Source organism: Oribacterium sp. Sow4_G1_1 (assembly GCF_052116105.1).
GTDB lineage: Bacteria > Bacillota > Clostridia > Lachnospirales > Lachnospiraceae > Oribacterium.
Map to the genome: position 1 here is coordinate 1 of NZ_JBQKLS010000008.1, position 16,477 is coordinate 16,477.

Here is a 16,477-nt window from a genome sequence, read left to right on the forward strand (position 1 = left end):
CGAAGACGACCTCCGGCGGCGATAACCCATACGACATTCATGACGCAAAGTTGAGCAGTTCAGCGACAGCTCATGAGAGCAGCTCCGTGACAGCTCATGAAATCAGCAACACTTATAAGAACTGAAACATAGTATCTATCAGTTCTTATAGAAACATGACCACTTTTAATCACATACCCATCTTTGGTCGTAGGAAGGTATCCTTTTTCTTTGATACGGACCCAACCAAGTGATGGAATATTAATTCTATGTCTTTCGCAACGACAATCCTTTGGATTATTCTTTACAAAATACATCTTCACATCAGACTTTCCTTTCTTTTTAAAAGTAGGAAAAGCACTTTGATGTTTGAAAAACCTAGTAAATGCGACACAACCATTTTCGATTGAACGCTTTACAGATTTTGAACTTACTTCCTTAATCCATAACTTATCTGGATTTGTGGGAAGATATTCATTGTTCAGCCAGACACTAAAACTTTTACCACTCATAAACTTTTCTCCATTGTCATGAAGTTCTTTATTATGAGCGAGATAGAAGTTGTAAATATATCTACAAGTCCCTATTGTTTTACGTATCTTAACTTTCTGTTCCTCTGTTGGGTTGATTTCCGTCTTGAAGCTCTTTAGCAATTTCCTCATCTCCTTCTATTTGCTTCTTATACTTACGAAGTCCATATAACCTACAGGAAAACGCCTGAAGAATCGAAACAATATCCTGTACAAATTCTTCTTGCGGCGATAGTTCTTCATTATTTACCACCACAATGGTTGTGTTGAATTTCATACAGAATTTTTCAAACCAGTCGTAGCCAAACCTAATAAATCTATCTTTATTGGTTACAATTATGGTTTTGATTTTTTGCTCCATTACTTCATCTAATAACTCATTCCATTTTTTACGATTGTAATTAAGACCACTCCCATAATCTTCAATACATTCGTCTACAATAATTCCTTTGGCATTACAAAACTGCCTTAAAAATGCGACCTGGTTTTGTAAATCATCTTTTTGGTTTCTTGTAGACACTCTCGCATAAATAACTACTTGTCGTTGGTCATTTTTGATATTTATGCCTTTAAATTGAAGATACTGGTCGTAAGTGTAATAACGCCTATCAGTTGGAGTTCTATTTGCTTTTAGAGTTCCTTTCCTATCCCAACGTTGCAATGTTTTTACAGACACGCCTAACAACTCAGCAAAATCTTTGGGCTTATAATTCGTGATATTAGATGTATGCATAAACAATTCCCTTCTATGGGTATATTTAAACACATTTAATCACGTTTGTCAGTTAATTTAATCTCCTAACATCCTCTCCTCTTCATACATCGCGAGTGCGGTTCGGCGAAGCTCATTCAGCTTTCCGACCGGATAGAACGCATCGCCATGCACCGATACCTGTACGTTTCCTAATGTAAATGCGGTGCCACCGGTTTTCCGGAGCCGCGCCTCGACCTCCGTCGCCTGCACCGGCCGCTGCTCGGCTGGGAGCACGAGGTCCTCCGACACCGCGGTCACCATGCGACCGGCTGCGTCGCTGAGGGTCAGCACCGCCGGCGCGCCCACCGTCATGTCCATCACGGCGTCCACCGTGATCGTCCGGTTGCGGTCGATGTACGCGGCCTGGATGCGGTCCGTCACCGTCTGATCCACCGCACGGAACTTCTTCTCCGACAGCGCGATCATGTCCGCGCCGTTATGCTTCTTCAGATAGCTGCTGGTGCCGCCGCGGTCGAAGATCTCGCGCAGCGTCCGGAGGTCCTCCTCGGCCACGCGGTAGCCCGACATACTGCCGTGCTTCGCTGCCCCCTGTTTTCGGTCAATGCAGTCGAGCGCGAGGTCGAGGTACTTGCGGTAGACGCTGACGACCCCCGCGGTGTACAGCGGGGACTTCATACGGCCCTCGATCTTAAAGCTGTAGGCACCGGCTTCGATCAGCTCCGGCAGCAGCTCGATCGTCTGCATATCCTTCATGCTGAGGTAGTAGCCCTTCTGCCCTGCAGTCTCATAGCAGAGACGGCAGGTGCCGGCGCAGCGTCCGCGGTTGCCGGAACGGCCGCCGAGGAGCGAGGACATGAAGCAGGCACCGGAGTAGCTGTAGCACATCGCGCCGTGGCAGAAAACCTCGAGCTCCATGCCGCTTTCGTCATGAATCTTCCGGATCTCCTGGAGACTGAGCTCCCGGGAGAGCACCGCCCGGGTCATGCCGAATCGCTGCGCCATGCGGGCACCGGCCACGCTGGTGATGGTCTGCTGCGTGCTGGCATGTACCTCGAGGTCCGGAAACATTGCCCTGATCCGACGTACGGCGCCGAGATCCTGCATGATGAGGCCGTCGACGCCCTCCTCGTAGTAGGGTTTTATGTACGAAAAAAGCTCCTTAAGTTCGTCGTCCTTAAAGAGTATATTTACCGTCATATATAGTTTTACCGAGAAGAGATGACAGTAACGGATCGCCTCCATCACCATATCTTCCCCCTCGGCCTGTGCTGAATCTGCGTAGGCGCGGGCACCGAAGCGACGGCCGCCCATGTATACCGCGTCGGCGCCGGCATTGACCGCCGCGACCACGGACTGGAACGAACCGGCCGGGGCCAGCAGCTCTACACGTTTATCTCGTTTGATTTTCATACTCTTATTTCTTCGTGGATGCGAGCGCACGATCACGCGCATCCTGCGCTGCCTGCTTCGCCTCGAGCTCCGCCAGCTTCTTCTGCGTGTTCTCGAGCTCACGAAGCGTCGTCTCAAGCTTCATCTGCATATTCACGAGGTCATGCTTCGCCGTATAGCTCTCGCGCTCCGCATCATCCCGCGCCTGCTGGATGTCACGGCTTCTCTTACGCTCCTTGAAGAGATCGTCACAGATGTTCACCTCGAGGAGAAGGGCCTTGATGCTGTCGTCGAGCTTGTTGTAGCCCACGGTCTCCTTCTGAAAATCGAGAATTTTCTGGTTCAGGTAGCTCGCCACCTCATGCATATAGCTCTCGGACTCACTCCCCGCCAGCTGGTAGATCTTGCCATTGATTACGACCTCTACAGAATTCTTTCCTGCCATGAAACTGTTACTCCTCTATCTCTTACGTCCATGAAGCACGGGTGAACGCGCCTGTGCCTCACGGTGTTCGCCATGTTTTCGACCACTTATTATAACATAGCCCGCAAGCGCGATGCAACCGCAAGCGATGGCAGCGGTGGGGGACCCGGAGGGGCGGCAACGGAGGCCATACGTAGAGACCGTGTGAAATCAAGCCGGGTCCCCCCGCTGCCTGAACTGTAAACTTCGCTCAGAGCTTCCGCGGGTCGCCAATGAAGCCTTCGCCGTAGGTTTCCTTCGTCGGGGAGACGATGACAAAAGCGTGCGGGTCGTGGCGGTCGATGATTTCCTTCACGATCGGAAACTGCTTACGGTCGACGGCGCAGGTGAGGGTGAGGCATTCCTTGCCGCTGAAGCCGCCGATGCTTTTATAGAAGGTAGTACCGCGGTCCATGGTTTCCATGATTTCATGCGCGATTTCTTCGTTTTTCACAGAGTGGATCGTGATAAGGCTGCCGCGGTTCAGTCCATAGAGAAGCGCATCCATCGACTGGGTAGTACAGACGATGGAGATGATGCCGTACAGCGCCGCTTCGATCTCACCGAACACCAGCACGGAGATCGTGACGATCACGAAGTCCACCAGCATGATGGCATAGCCGGTCTGCATATAGGGGAAACGCTTCTGAAGGAGCTTCGCCAGGATATCGCCACCGCCGCTCGTCGAGTTTCGCATGAAGATCAGTGCCAGGCCGACGCCCACGAAGATACCGCCGAAGGCGCAGGATACGAGGCGGTCTCCTGCGTACTGCCACGGACAGAGCGCCGACACGAGATCCTGGATCACGCTCATGAAGATGACCGTGCGGATGGTCTTCAGTGTCATCCCGCGATTCAGCAGCAGCCAGGACGCCAGCAGCAGTGGGATGTTGATGGCGAGGCTGAGTGCACCGATCGGTAAGCCGAACAGATGGTTGATCATCAGTGCGATGCCCGACACCCCGCCCGGCGCGATCCGGCTCGGTTCGATGAAGCACCAGACACCGATCGCCTGCAGCAGCGCACCCGCGAAATCCCCCAGGATATCAAGCCCGGTTTCTCTCCACTTCTTTCGATTTTTCATCACTATCGTTTCCATTTGTTTTTCCTCCTCTTCCACTTTTCTGCATATGAAAAGGGCTGACATTCATGTCAGCCCTCTCATCGGTATGCGGCTGCACGAAAATAGTCTGAACTATAATCAATGCAGCTGCATTTCTTTTCGATTGTCTGATTTCCGCACACGATGCACTTTCCGAATCGCTGCCTGCGGAGATCTTTTGTCTGAAGTATTCGCAAACCACTCTGCTGTATGCCTCACACGGCTTCTATCATACACGATTTTCGCTCGAAAATCACTGATATTTCTTTTTATTCTCCGCATATTCTGCCTTGACCGCATCGAGGAGACCCTCGGTATGCAGCAGGTCATAGCATGCACCGGCGATGCTCTTTGCACCGTAGATTACACAGTTATGCGCTGCGTCGCTCTTTCCGGCATCCACGAACTCCTGGGAGTGGGACGCGGTCCCCTCTGGTACGAACGCGACACGGATGCAGGAACCCGGAATCTCGTACATGACATTGCCGAAATCGGTCGAACCGGTCTTCTCACGTGGCGGCGCGAGCTGCGGAGCACCCGCGAGCTCAGCATTGTCCATCAGAAGCTGATTCAGACGAAGCACCGGAATCTTGTTGAAGAAGAAGGTGCCGTCCTTGATCTCATAGTCGACGCCGGCAATCAGCGCTGCGCCCTTGATGATATCCTGGAAGCGGACACTGATATCCTCGAGCTCTTTCTTTGAGAAGGAACGCAGTGAAAACTCACCCTTTGCCGTCGCCGGCACGACATTGGACGGGCCTGGAAGCTCGGTCATGCAGTAGTGCATGCGCACATCATCCGGCACATGCTCCCGCAGGAACTCGACGCCCTGGAATGCGACCAGCATGGCATCGAAGGCACTTCTGCCCTTCTCCGGTGCCAGTGCGGCATGCGCGCGCTTTCCGTGGAAGGTCACGTTGAAGCTCTTCTGCGCGAGGCACTTCACATCCGTGCAGGTATTCGGACCGCCATGCATCATGAAGGCGACATCCAGTTCACGGAAGCAGCCACGCTCCAGCATCTGCACCTTACTGCCGAACGTTTCCTCGGCCGGTGTACCATAGATGATGAGCTCGAACGGCTCCGCACCGTCCATGTTCTTCAGTGCCACCGCGGCACCGAGGCAGCCCGGCCCCTGCATATGATGGCCGCAGCCATGTCCGAGGTTCCGAAGTGCATCGTACTCGCAGAGGATGCCGAGCTTCGGACCGCCCTCGCCATGCTTGAAGGTCGCACGGAACGCCGTCTTGAATCCGCCGACGCCCATCTCGACCTCGAAGCCATGTGCACGAAGATAATCGGTCAGCAGTCCGCTGGCAAACACCTCTTCTCCATCATATTCCGGATGATCGAAAATCTGGTCCGCCATCGAGCAGAGCGCATCCCGCTGTGCATCGATCGCAGCAAATAAAGTCTTCTTATCGCTCATAGTACTTTCTCCTTACATCGGTCCGAAGTGGATGATCTGCGCGATCACCAGCAGCACTGTACCGACCACCAGCCAGATGGCAAACATCTTCCACATGAAGCGCATCCAGCGATCATACGGGATGTTGCAGGCACTGATGATGCCCATGAGTGCAGTCGAGGTCGGCAGGATGTAGTTACAGAAGCCGTCACCGAAGTTAAAGGCGAGCACCGCGGTCTGTCTCGTCACACCGATAAGGTCGGAAAGCGGCACCATGATCGGCATCACCGCTGCGGCCTGTCCGGAGCCGGAGGTCAGGAACACGTTGATGATGGTGTTCGCAATCAGCATCGCCGGTGCCTGCAGAAGCGTCGGCACACTGCCGAGTCCGCCCGCGAGGGCATGTACGACGGTATCGATGATCTTACCATCCTTCATGATGGCACTGATGGACTGTGCGAGGCCGATAATGATCATCGCAGACATCATCTTCTTGCAGCCCTCGAGGAAGTTCTTACAGATCGTATCCGTATCGAAGCCGGAAATGATGCCGACCACGATGGCGAGCCAGATGAACATCGCCGCCATCTCTGGCATATCCCAGTCCAGCTTGATGCTGCCATAGATCACGACCGCAAGTGAAACCACGAGTGCGACGATATTTAAGATCTTTCGCAGATCGATGGTCCCGAAATCATCCAGACCGCCGGCTGTGCGGAACTCACTCTTCTGGTCAAGCTCATACATCGGGCTCTTCGTCGGGTCCTTCTGAATCTTCAGTGCATAGCGCACGAGAAAGATGTTCGTGATCACATAGTACACAGCGAAGCATACCCAGCGGTAGCTGATGCCGGAGTACAGCGGCAGCTCCGCGATCTTCTGTGCTACAACCGTCGTATTCGGGTTCAGCGTTCCCGTCGAAAATCCGATGGCGCCACCGAGCAGGATGATGGCTGCACCTGTGATCGAGTCCAGACCGATCGCCAGTGCAAGCATAACCATCACCGGTGCGAACGCGATGAACATGTTGACACCCTGGGTCGTGCAGATGAGACCGAACATCAGCGTCAGAATCGGGATAAAAACATACAGGTTGTTGGAAAACTTCTTCGCGAGCTTCGCGATCACCGCCTGCAGTGAACCAGACTGCGTCAGCATGTGGAAAGCCGCACCCGAAAACAGGATAACCAGCATGATATCGACACGCTTTACAAACGCATTCACGATATACATCGGGATCAGGAACGGATTCACCGGTGTACGATCGACATAGCTGAACTGCGTCGGATCGATGACCTTGATGCCGTCTGCATTCTCCACACGTACATACTCACCCGCCGGGATGATCCAGGTCAGAAGCACAGCACACACGATGATCGAAAACACGATCATGAAGCTGTGCGGCACATGAAATTTTTTCTTCGTTGCCATAGTTAATATTCCCCTTCTTTATGATATTGTTTCTTTGTATAACATTATAGCAAGAGCGGAAATCGCGTGCCATTTGATTTTTTCAAATGCTTCATTAAAGGAAACTTAATGCAGCACGGATTCCAGCATTTTTGTGAAAATCGCAGGCCACTTGATTTTTCCGAACGCTCCATTAAAGAAAGCTTGATGCAGAACGGATTCTCTGTTCGCTCCGTTACTCTTTATAAGTAAGCTTCCGGCAAATCGTTTCCTCGATGATGCTGATCAGATGCTGCTCGCAATCGCTCAGCACATGCCCTTTTCGATAAGCGAGCCTGAAGCTGGAGGTCTCCGCTTCCCGATTGATCAGGAAATAGCGCACATGCTCGAATCTCTGCATATCCGACAGATACCCGAGACGGTTAAAACCGACACCCATCCCCTGATTCACCATCGACATGATGATTTCAAAATGACCGATCTCGATCAGACGTTTCGGATGGATATTATTCTCCCGGAAGAGGCGATCCGCTGTTCTCCGCATACTCTGATCCGGCAGCGGCACGATAAATGTCTCCCAGTCCAGATGCGAAAGGTTGAGATGCAATAAGCCATCCCCCTCCACGGAATAAGCATACTGAATCGCCGGATGCGTATCTGGAAGCGCCAGCAGCACCGGTTCCTTCGCAATTTCGTGATACACCGTATCCGGAAGCTCCTCCAGGAAGTTTGAAACCATGAAATCGATCGCATTTTCTTTAAACATCTGCTTCAGATCCGCGACGACAAGATCGTGGAAAACCAGCTCCACATCCGGATAGCGTCCCTTAAAACGGGCCAGCACCTCCGGCACCATCGAAATCGCTCTTCGCTGCTGTATACCGATACGAATCACCGGCTGCTCCTTCTTCTGCTCCCGCTTCAGAAGATCGTCGAACTCCGCCTTCATCTCCAGCATCTTCTCCGCCCGCTGCACATACTCCTCTCCGATCGACGTCAGAACGAAGGATTTTTCCTTCCCCACACGCTTAAACAGCGGTACGCCGAGGTTCTTCTCAAGATTACTGATATACACACTCAGCGCAGACGGTGAGATAAACAGCGCCTCCGCCGCCCTGGAAAGGTTTCGGCACCGCGCCAGCGTGCACACATACTGTTGCTCCTTTAAGTTCATGCCGTCCTCCTTCCTATAATTTCAAGCCCTAAATCCTTCACTTACTGAAGCTGCCGTTCACTGCTCAGCTCGCCGTCGCCGCAGCAGCATTCGTACCTTGGCTTGCGTTCAGTTGATTCATCGCAACCTCAATCGCAACATTTTCGTCCTCAATCGTAACATTGCTTGCGGTTGCCACAGCTCCATCATTCAGATTATAGAGTGTAACTTGAGAATTTCATTTTTCGTTGTTTTGATACAGCATCATCTAATCTAGCGCCCGGAAAACGTCCACTTACAGCTCCATCGTCGTCTGGTACGGCAGTCCGAAGTGCCGGTAGGCGTTTGCGGTGGCGACGCGGCCACGCGGGGTGCGGTTGATGAGTCCGTTCATGAGGAGGTACGGCTCGTAGACGTCCTCGATGGTGCCGCTGTCCTCGCCGAGAGCGGCGGCCAGGGTTTCGACGCCGACCGGTCCGCCGGAGAACTTATCGATGATGGTCATGAGGTAGTTCCGGTCGTTCTGGTCGAGGCCGAGCTTATCGACGTCGAGGATGTCGAGGGCCATATCGGCGACCTCCTGGGTGATGCGGCCGTCGAAGCGGACATCTGCGAAATCACGCACGCGCTTCAGCAGGCGGTTCGCGAGTCTCGGCGTACCGCGGGAACGCAGTGCGATGCGCTCAGCGCCGGCGTCGTCAATGTCTACATTCAGCACCTTCGCGGAACGTCGTACGATCTGCATCAGTTCCTCTGTGGTGTAGAACTCGAGCTTCGTGATGATACCGAAACGGTCCCGGAGCGGTGCGGACAGCAGGCCCGCACGGGTCGTCGCGCCGATCAGTGTGAAGTGCGGGAGATCGAGACGAATCGAACGCGCGGTGGAGTCCTTTCCCAGCATGATATCGATGGCGAAGTCCTCCATCGCCGGGTACAGCACCTCCTCGACCTGACGGTTCAGGCGGTGAATCTCGTCAACGAAAAGCACATCGCCCTCAGAAAGTCCGTTCAGAATCGCAGCGATCTCGCCCGGCTTCTCGATGGCCGGACCAGAGGTCACCTTGATATTCACCCCGAGCTCATTCGCGATGATGTTACTGATGGTCGTCTTGCCGAGTCCCGGTGGGCCGTAAAACAGGCAGTGATCCAGGGACTCTCCGCGGTTCTTCGCCGCCTGAATATAGATCTTCAGCATCTCCTTCAGCTTACTCTGGCCGATATAGTCATCGAGCGTCTGCGGACGAATCTTCGGCTCCAGCTGCCGATCCTCTACCGTCTCATCTGTATTGATTACTCTACGTTCCAAAATTCATACCTCATAAAAAATTCAGGTTCTTCAGGCTCGCCTTCAGGATCTGATCCACGGTCATGCCTTCGCTGAGCTCGACCTTCTTCACGGCACGGCTCGCCTCGACGTTCGAGTAGCCGAGGGCCACGAGGGCTTCCACGGCTTCCTTCTGCGCACCATACACACCGGCGGCTGCACCGGCATCCACCACTGCCCCAGCACCATGACCGTGATCCAGCGCCGAGCTGAAGACCTCGGTCGCATCAAGCTTATCCTTGAGCTCGAGCACCACGCGCTGTGCGGTCTTGTTCCCGACGCCCGGTGCACGTGAAATCGCCTTACTGTCGCCGGTCACGATCGCCATTCGGAGATCATCCGGTGTCAGCGCACTGAGGATGCCGAGCGCACCCTTCGGGCCGATGCCGCTGACCGTCAGCAGCATCGTGAACATCGCACGGTCCTCCGGGCTCAGGAAGCCATAGAGATCCACGCCGTTCTGCGTCAGCGAAAAGTATGTATAGATTTTGATGTCCTCGCCGATCGGCGGCAGCGCGCCGATCACTGACGCCGGCACGTGGATGCCATAGCCGACACCGGCCGCCTCGACGACCACCAGCCCCTCGGCCACATCGCTAAGCGTTCCATGTATAAAGTGAATCATGTTGTATTCTCCTCAACATCGGGGGTCAGCCCCTGGCCACCCCTTACTGATCCGGGGTCAGACCCCCTTCTGAAAGGCATAAGGAGGGCACTGAATTCACGCGTGGGTCTGACCCCTTGGCCTCCCGCTGCGCAGAATTTCCCTTTTCCCGGATTTGCTGCTTCTATGTTATATCAAAAACATGTGTTCGTCAATTAAAACCATTGATTTTGAAAATTCAAGTCGCTACACTTGTAGCAGGTCTGCTGAGATGCTACAGTAGTGGCGTATGTTAGTTCTCGCTAACCGCAGGCATTCCACCGCTGTACCGCGGCTCTGCCTGCCGGCATTTCCAGCACCTGAATCGTTCTTTAGTTTACCAAGTATGAAGGGAAAGGTCCACATGATCTGCATCGAGAAAGTTCTGACACAGCCTGTTCCATCTGATATATACACGATCGGCGCCCCGGAGGACGTCCTCTTTTTTGACATCGAGACCACCGGTCTCTCCGCCCGCAGCGCCGGTCTCTATCTCATCGGCATACTGACATACACTGATAAAAACTGGACGCTTCTCCAGTACTTCTGCGAGGATGTCGCGGACGAGCCGGCGGTGCTGCAGGCGTTTTTCGAGCTGCTCCGCACGAAAAAGATCCTGATTTCCTATAATGGCGACGGCTTCGACATCCCGTTTCTCCGCCACATGCTCGAGCAGTATGGGCTGCCGTACAACTTCGACACCGTCGAGAGCTTCGACCTGTTCAAGAAATTCCGGCCGCTCAAGCACCTGCTCGACCTTCCGGATCTCAAGCTGAAAAGCTGTGAGCGTTTTCTCGGCATTGACCGCGAGGATCGCTTCACCGGCGGCGAGCTCATCGAGGTTTACTTCGAGTGGCAGAAAAGGAAGGCACCGGCGCTGCTCGACACGCTCCTTCTCCACAACGCCGAGGACATCGCGAACCTCCCGAACCTGCTGCCGCTGCTTCGCTATCGCAGCCTGCCCCACAGCGATTTCCGCCTCCGCGCGCATGAGCGCCTGCAGGACGGTAGCACGCCGCTCGTCCACCTCTCCTTCACGCTCCTTTCGCCAATGCCTCCATCAGCGCACGCTTCGGTAGAAAACGGCACCCGCGAAGCGACAGATGATCGCCGCCAGCATGACACAGATGCCGGCGGAAGCGACACCCGCGAAGCGACGGATGATCGCCACCTGCATTGGCCAGATGCCGACGAAAACGCTACCCGCGAAGCGACGGATGACCGCCGCCAGCATTGGCCAGCGCTTACACTGCCGAAGCCGATGGATCTCAGGGGGGATTTCTGGGCGCTGCACGCCGAGGGCAGCGCGGTCGAGCTCTATGTGCAGCTTTTCGAGGGGGAGCGAAAGCTCTTCTTCGCGGATTTCGAGCACTACTACTATCTTCCGGCGGAGGACCAGGTGATCCACCAGTCGCTCGCCGAGTTCGTGGACCGCAGTGCGCGGAAGAAGGCCTGTGCGCGGAACTGCTACCAGCGCGTGAGCGGCTGCTTCCTCCCGGAGTGCAGTGAGATCTATACGCCGGCGCTCCGTGCCGAGTACCGCGATAAGCTCCGGTATGCACAGTATTCGGATACGCTCTTCGACGACGAGGCGAAGGCCGTCACGTACCTGAAATCCTTCCTGGAAGTTTATGGGGTCTGACCCTATAAACTCCAGTTTAGATTCTGTTTAGAAAAATTTAATGGGGTCAGACCCCATTACGATTTTCTTAAGATTCGCGCGAAAAGGGGGCAGCGTCCACACCGGACACTGCCCCTCGTTTTTTCAAATTTTATGATCAGATTTTTTCAACGTTCTGGTGATCAGATCTTTCCGCCATTCTGGCTGACGCAAGCCATTCGTCCGGCGGCGATCATCTTTGTGATCAGATCTTTCCGCCATTCTGATTGACGTAAGCCATCAGTCCGCCGGCAGCGATCATCTTCTGCAGAAACTCCGGGAACGGCTGTCCCTGGAATGTCTTTCCGGTCGTCTCGTCGGTGATGAGCCCGGTATCGAAGTCTACCTTTACCCGATCGCCCTCGGCGATGGCCTGGGCGGCCTCTGGTGCCTCGATGATCGGAAAGCCGATATTCAGCGCGTTCCGATAGAAGATACGCGCGAAGCTTTCGGCGATGACACAGCCGACGCCGCTGGTCTGAAGTACCTGCGGCGCGTGCTCACGGGAGGAGCCACAGCCGAAGTTCTTGCCAGCGACCACGATGTCGCCGGCATTAAGCTTCTTCAGAAAGTCCTGGTCGATGTCCTCCATCGCGTGGGATGCCAGCTCCTTCTTATCCTGAATCGCGAGATATCGTGCCGGGATGATGACATCCGTGTCGATATTGTCGCCATATTTTAAAACCTTACCCTCTGCGTTCATATATTTTCCTTTCATTCCGGAGTTAAAGTCCTAAGTCAGCTGGTCCTGAGATCTTACCGGTGACGGCAGATGTGGCTGCAACGGCCGGGGAAGCGAGATAAATCTCGGAGGTGGTGTCACCCATACGGCCGACGAAGTTACGGTTGGTGGTCGAGACGCAGCGCTCATGCGGTGCGAGGATACCCATGTAACCGCCGAGGCATGGTCCGCAGGTCGGGGTCGATACGACCGCGCCGGCTTCGATGAAGTCCATGACGAGGCCTTCCTTCAGCATCTGCATGTAGATGTCCTGGGTGCCCGGGATGACGATGCAGCGTACATCCGGTGCCACCTTGCGACCACGCAGGATCTCTGCCGCCTCGCGCATATCCTGGATACGTCCGTTCGTGCAGGAGCCGATGACGCTCTGGTCGATCTTGATGTCCCCGAAGCTGCCGAGCTCGTGGGTGTTCTCCGGAAGATGCGGGAAGGAAATCGTCGACTTCAGAGTCGAGAGGTCGATCGTCACCTCACGTGTGTACTCCGCATCCGCGTCCGCCTCGTAAACGGTGTACGGCTTCGTAGAATGCGCCTTCATATACTCGATGGTCTTCTCGTCAACCGGAAAGATTCCGTTCTTTCCGCCCGCCTCGATCGCCATGTTGCAGATCGTAAAACGGTCGTCCATGCTGAGCTCCGCGACGCCAGGGCCGGTGAACTCGATGGACTGGTAGCGTGCACCATCCACGCCGATCTCGCCGATCAGGTGCAGGATGACGTCCTTACCGGACACCCACTTCTGCTTCTTGCCGATGATGTTAACCCGGATCGCCGTCGGCACCTTGAACCAGAGCTTGCCGGTCGCCATCGCCGCCGCCATATCGGTGGAGCCAATACCGGTCGAGAATGCTCCGAGCGCGCCGTAGGTGCAGGTATGTGAGTCCGCACCGACGGAAAGCTCACCCGCGACGATCAGTCCCTTCTCCGGGATCAGCGCGTGTTCGATGCCCATCTGTCCCACATCGAAGTAGTTCGTAAGCCCCTGCTCATGCGCGAAGTTCCGGCACATCTGTGTGCACTTCGCACTCGTGATATCCTTATTCGGAACGAAGTGGTCCATGACCAGTACAACCTTCTCCTGGTCGAACACGTCCTTCTGATCCAGCTTCTTCATCTCGCGGATCGCCACCGGCGACGTGATATCGTTGCCATGAACGAGGTCGAGCTCCGCCATGATCAGCTGCCCCGCGCTCACCGACTCCAGTCCTGCATGCTTCGCCAGAATCTTCTGGCTCATCGTCATTCCCATACTTAACTCCTCTTCTATATCCTGACAAGGACGCTACGTTGCGCTTTCCTTCTTATTTAGTGGCTCTATGCAAACTCTTTCACACACTATAGCACCCCTCCAGGTATAATCATAATATATGTTTTTGATAATCATTATCACCGTACGTTATTTTGCCTATACTTGTTTTTCGCACTTTGCACACAATTATTTGCGAGGTTATGTCAAAACATGTTACAAATAATCTTGTGTTATGTCGAAAAAATATGTTATATTAAAAATGACTCTTATTCATTACTTTGCTTTAAAGCGTTGAAGAAATTCGGATAAGGTCAGGAACGTCATCGGAAGCATTCACTCAGCCGCATGACGATATGTTCAGTTACGGTCAGACGACCTTATCTTAGGGGGAATTATCATGGATCAGAATCTGTCAGGTTATAAAATTTTCTACGAGGTTGCGAGCTGCGGCAACATTTCGAAGGCCGCGAAGAAGCTGTATATCTCACAGCCGGCGATCTCCAAGTCCATCGTGAAGCTCGAGGACGGACTCGATACGAAGCTCTTTCACCGGAATTCGCGCGGTGTTACGCTGACAGAGGAGGGCACGGTGCTCTACCGCTATATTAAGGATGCGTTTGATAATATCAATAACGCGGAGACCGAGCTGAAGCGTATGAAGGATTTCAATATCGGCCACCTGCAGATCGGTGTATCGACGACACTCTGCCGCTACATCCTGCTGCCATATCTCCAGACCTTCATGCAGAAGTATCCGAACATCCGTGTGTCGATCATCACACAGTCGACCGCACAGACACTCGCTCTGCTCGAGCAGAAAAAAATCGATATCGGTCTCACCGCCGAGCCGCGCACACGTCGTTCGGAGCTCCGCTTCGTTCACCCGAAGCAGATTCACGACACCTTCGTCGCGACACCGCAGTATCTCGAGAATCTGAAGGCGATGTACGGCGAGGACTGTGATCCTTTCCAGGAGGGCAACGTCATGCTCCTCGACCAGAACAACATGACCCGTCGTCATATCGATGACTACTTCAAGACCATGGGCATCGAACCGGCACAGGTCCTCGAGGTCACCACGATGGATCTGCTCGTGGACTTCGCGAAGATCGGCATCGGCATCGGCTGCGTGATCCGCGAACTCGTACAGAAGGAGCTCGACGAAGGCAGCCTCATCGAGATCCCGACCCAGTTCCCGGTACCATCCCGCAGCGTCGGCTATGTATACAACGCCGGCAACACCGGAAAGTCACTCGATGCGTTCCTGAGCATTCTTGACTGATCGAATTTGGAGCAGTTCATGCGGGGAGGCTTCTCACCCGGCTGATTTTTACGAGACGCCTATGCCGAGCGTCTCTTTTTGTTTGTCCACCCCATTCGATTGCCTTTATCTATTTACGCGCCCGGTATGGACATCCCTTAAAAATTATCCGGCTTACAAAATCACCCTGGCTGAACTGTTACGAATATAGAATTTAGAACAATCTAAGGGCCTCCGTCGGATGGACGGGAGCCTTTTTCTGTGGTATGGTTATAAGGTTGAGTGCAAAACCGTGCGTCACGATTCGGGCATACGCGTCGTTCTTCCGGGGCAGCGCACTCATGGTGATCCGTGTACACGATGAACATCGAGTCCATGGAGCGTATCTTCACATCCTGAAAGGAGTTTACTTATATGGCAGAATTAGAAAATCAGAGTCCTTCCAGCTGCAACGGCAACTGCGGTTCCTGTGGTTCCGACTGTGCTTCCCGCCACGCAAATCCAGAGGATTTCCGCGCGAAGCTTGCAGATGGCTGCAGCGTTAAGAAGGTGATCGGCGTCGTTTCCGGTAAGGGCGGTGTCGGCAAGTCCACCATCACCTCCCTCCTCGCCTGTGGCACCCACAAGGCCGGCTTCAAGACTGCGATCCTCGATGCCGATATCACCGGTCCGTCCATCCCGAAGGCCTTCGGTCTGTCGAATGACGGCGTCGGCGTCACCCCAGATGGCAAGCTCATGATTCCAGACAGAAGTGCCGACGGTATCGAAATCATCTCCTCGAACCTCCTGCTCGAGAACGAGACCGACCCGATCATCTGGCGTGGTTCCCTCATCGCACAGGCCGTCAAGCAGTTCTGGTCTGAGGTTCAGTGGAAGGACGTCGACTACATGTTCGTCGACATGCCACCAGGAACCGGCGATGTTCCGCTGACTGTTTTCCAGTCCCTCCCGATCGACGGTATCGTCATCGTCACCTCTCCGCAGGACCTTGTTTCCATGATCGTGACGAAGGCTGTAAACATGGCGGATAAGATGGGTGTGCCGGTCATCGGTCTCATCGAGAACATGTCCTACCTCATCTGCCCGCACTGCGGTGAGAAGGTCAATGTCTTCGGCGAGAGTCATGTGGATGAAGTCGCAGCACAGCACGGCCTCAAGGTGCTGGCGAAGCTGCCGATGGACCCGAAGAACGCGGCCTATATGGACGCCGGTGCGGTCGAAGGCATCGAGCTTCCGGAGATCCAGGACGCTGTACAGGCGGTCATCGATTTCAGCAGGTAATCTATAGAAAAAAATCAGCCGGGTGAAAAATCACCCGGCTGATTTTTTCGGTTTTAGCCCTTCGGAAGCAGAGCTTAGCTCTGCTGGATATCGTTCCGGAGTTTACCTGATGCAATGCCCTAAAGTCGGGCTATCGAGGCCCGACTTTAGCCCTGCCCTGAACTTGAA

Annotated in this window: 14 protein-coding genes and 1 pseudogene; 3 read left to right on the forward strand and 12 right to left on the reverse strand. The window is 54.0% G+C overall.

Translation table 11 applies throughout. The annotated features are described in order from the left end of the window. Window positions 1-101 precede the first annotated feature (101 nt). The 10 genes and pseudogenes from ACTQ52_RS06510 to ruvA all read right to left on the reverse strand — a co-directional run. Window positions 102-641 (reverse strand): annotated as a pseudogene (locus ACTQ52_RS06510) (helix-turn-helix domain-containing protein); the annotation flags it as partial. Next, window positions 580-1,227, reverse strand: coding sequence for an IS607 family transposase (locus ACTQ52_RS06515; protein WP_441982163.1), 648 nt, complete (start codon window positions 1,225-1,227; stop codon window positions 580-582). The pseudogene ACTQ52_RS06510 and the gene ACTQ52_RS06515, both read right to left, overlap by 62 nt. A 72-nt stretch (window positions 1,228-1,299) precedes the next feature. Continuing rightward, window positions 1,300-2,634 (reverse strand): peptidase U32 family protein, encoded by a 1,335-nt coding sequence (locus ACTQ52_RS06520; protein WP_441982121.1) that lies wholly within the window; start codon window positions 2,632-2,634, stop codon window positions 1,300-1,302. 4 nt (window positions 2,635-2,638) lie between these two features. Further along, window positions 2,639-3,058, reverse strand: coding sequence for a cell division protein ZapA (locus ACTQ52_RS06525; RefSeq protein ID WP_441227407.1), 420 nt, complete (start codon window positions 3,056-3,058; stop codon window positions 2,639-2,641). Between the two features lie 229 nt (window positions 3,059-3,287). Beyond that, window positions 3,288-4,175 (reverse strand): YitT family protein, encoded by an 888-nt coding sequence (locus ACTQ52_RS06530; RefSeq protein WP_441982122.1) that lies wholly within the window; start codon window positions 4,173-4,175, stop codon window positions 3,288-3,290. Between the two features lie 256 nt (window positions 4,176-4,431). Beyond that, entirely contained in the window at window positions 4,432-5,607 is a 1,176-nt protein-coding gene (locus ACTQ52_RS06535; RefSeq protein ID WP_441982123.1) for a M20 family metallopeptidase, read from the reverse strand. 12 nt (window positions 5,608-5,619) lie between these two features. Beyond that, window positions 5,620-7,017, reverse strand: coding sequence for a YfcC family protein (locus ACTQ52_RS06540; protein WP_441982124.1), 1,398 nt, complete (start codon window positions 7,015-7,017; stop codon window positions 5,620-5,622). Between the two features lie 214 nt (window positions 7,018-7,231). Next, entirely contained in the window at window positions 7,232-8,170 is a 939-nt protein-coding gene (locus tag ACTQ52_RS06545) for a LysR family transcriptional regulator (RefSeq protein WP_441982125.1), read from the reverse strand. A 274-nt stretch (window positions 8,171-8,444) separates the two neighbouring features. Then, a complete protein-coding gene (gene ruvB / locus ACTQ52_RS06550; RefSeq protein ID WP_410043219.1) occupies window positions 8,445-9,455 on the reverse strand; it encodes a Holliday junction branch migration DNA helicase RuvB in 1,011 nt (336 codons plus the stop codon). A gap of 10 nt (window positions 9,456-9,465) precedes the next feature. Then, window positions 9,466-10,098, reverse strand: a complete 633-nt coding sequence (gene ruvA / locus ACTQ52_RS06555) for a Holliday junction branch migration protein RuvA (protein ID WP_441982126.1) — start codon at window positions 10,096-10,098, stop codon at window positions 9,466-9,468. A gap of 382 nt (window positions 10,099-10,480) precedes the next feature. Here ruvA and ACTQ52_RS06560 point away from each other — a divergent pair, with 382 nt between their 5' ends. Continuing rightward, a complete protein-coding gene (locus ACTQ52_RS06560; RefSeq protein WP_441982127.1) occupies window positions 10,481-11,758 on the forward strand; it encodes a ribonuclease H-like domain-containing protein in 1,278 nt (425 codons plus the stop codon). A 223-nt stretch (window positions 11,759-11,981) separates the two neighbouring features. Here ACTQ52_RS06560 and ACTQ52_RS06565 read toward each other — a convergent pair whose 3' ends face one another. Further along, complete coding sequence (locus tag ACTQ52_RS06565; RefSeq protein ID WP_410043216.1) at window positions 11,982-12,479, reverse strand: 3-isopropylmalate dehydratase small subunit; 498 nt, start codon at window positions 12,477-12,479, stop codon at window positions 11,982-11,984. A 22-nt stretch (window positions 12,480-12,501) separates the two neighbouring features. Then, complete coding sequence (gene leuC / locus ACTQ52_RS06570; protein WP_410043215.1) at window positions 12,502-13,767, reverse strand: 3-isopropylmalate dehydratase large subunit; 1,266 nt, start codon at window positions 13,765-13,767, stop codon at window positions 12,502-12,504. Between the two features lie 397 nt (window positions 13,768-14,164). Here leuC and ACTQ52_RS06575 point away from each other — a divergent pair, with 397 nt between their 5' ends. Beyond that, entirely contained in the window at window positions 14,165-15,049 is an 885-nt protein-coding gene (locus ACTQ52_RS06575; protein WP_410043214.1) for a LysR family transcriptional regulator, read from the forward strand. A gap of 393 nt (window positions 15,050-15,442) precedes the next feature. Next, the gene (locus tag ACTQ52_RS06580; protein WP_410043213.1) at window positions 15,443-16,309 is read left to right on the forward strand and encodes a P-loop NTPase; all 867 of its coding nucleotides are present in this window, start codon (window positions 15,443-15,445) and stop codon (window positions 16,307-16,309) included. Window positions 16,310-16,477: the final 168 nt, after the last annotated feature.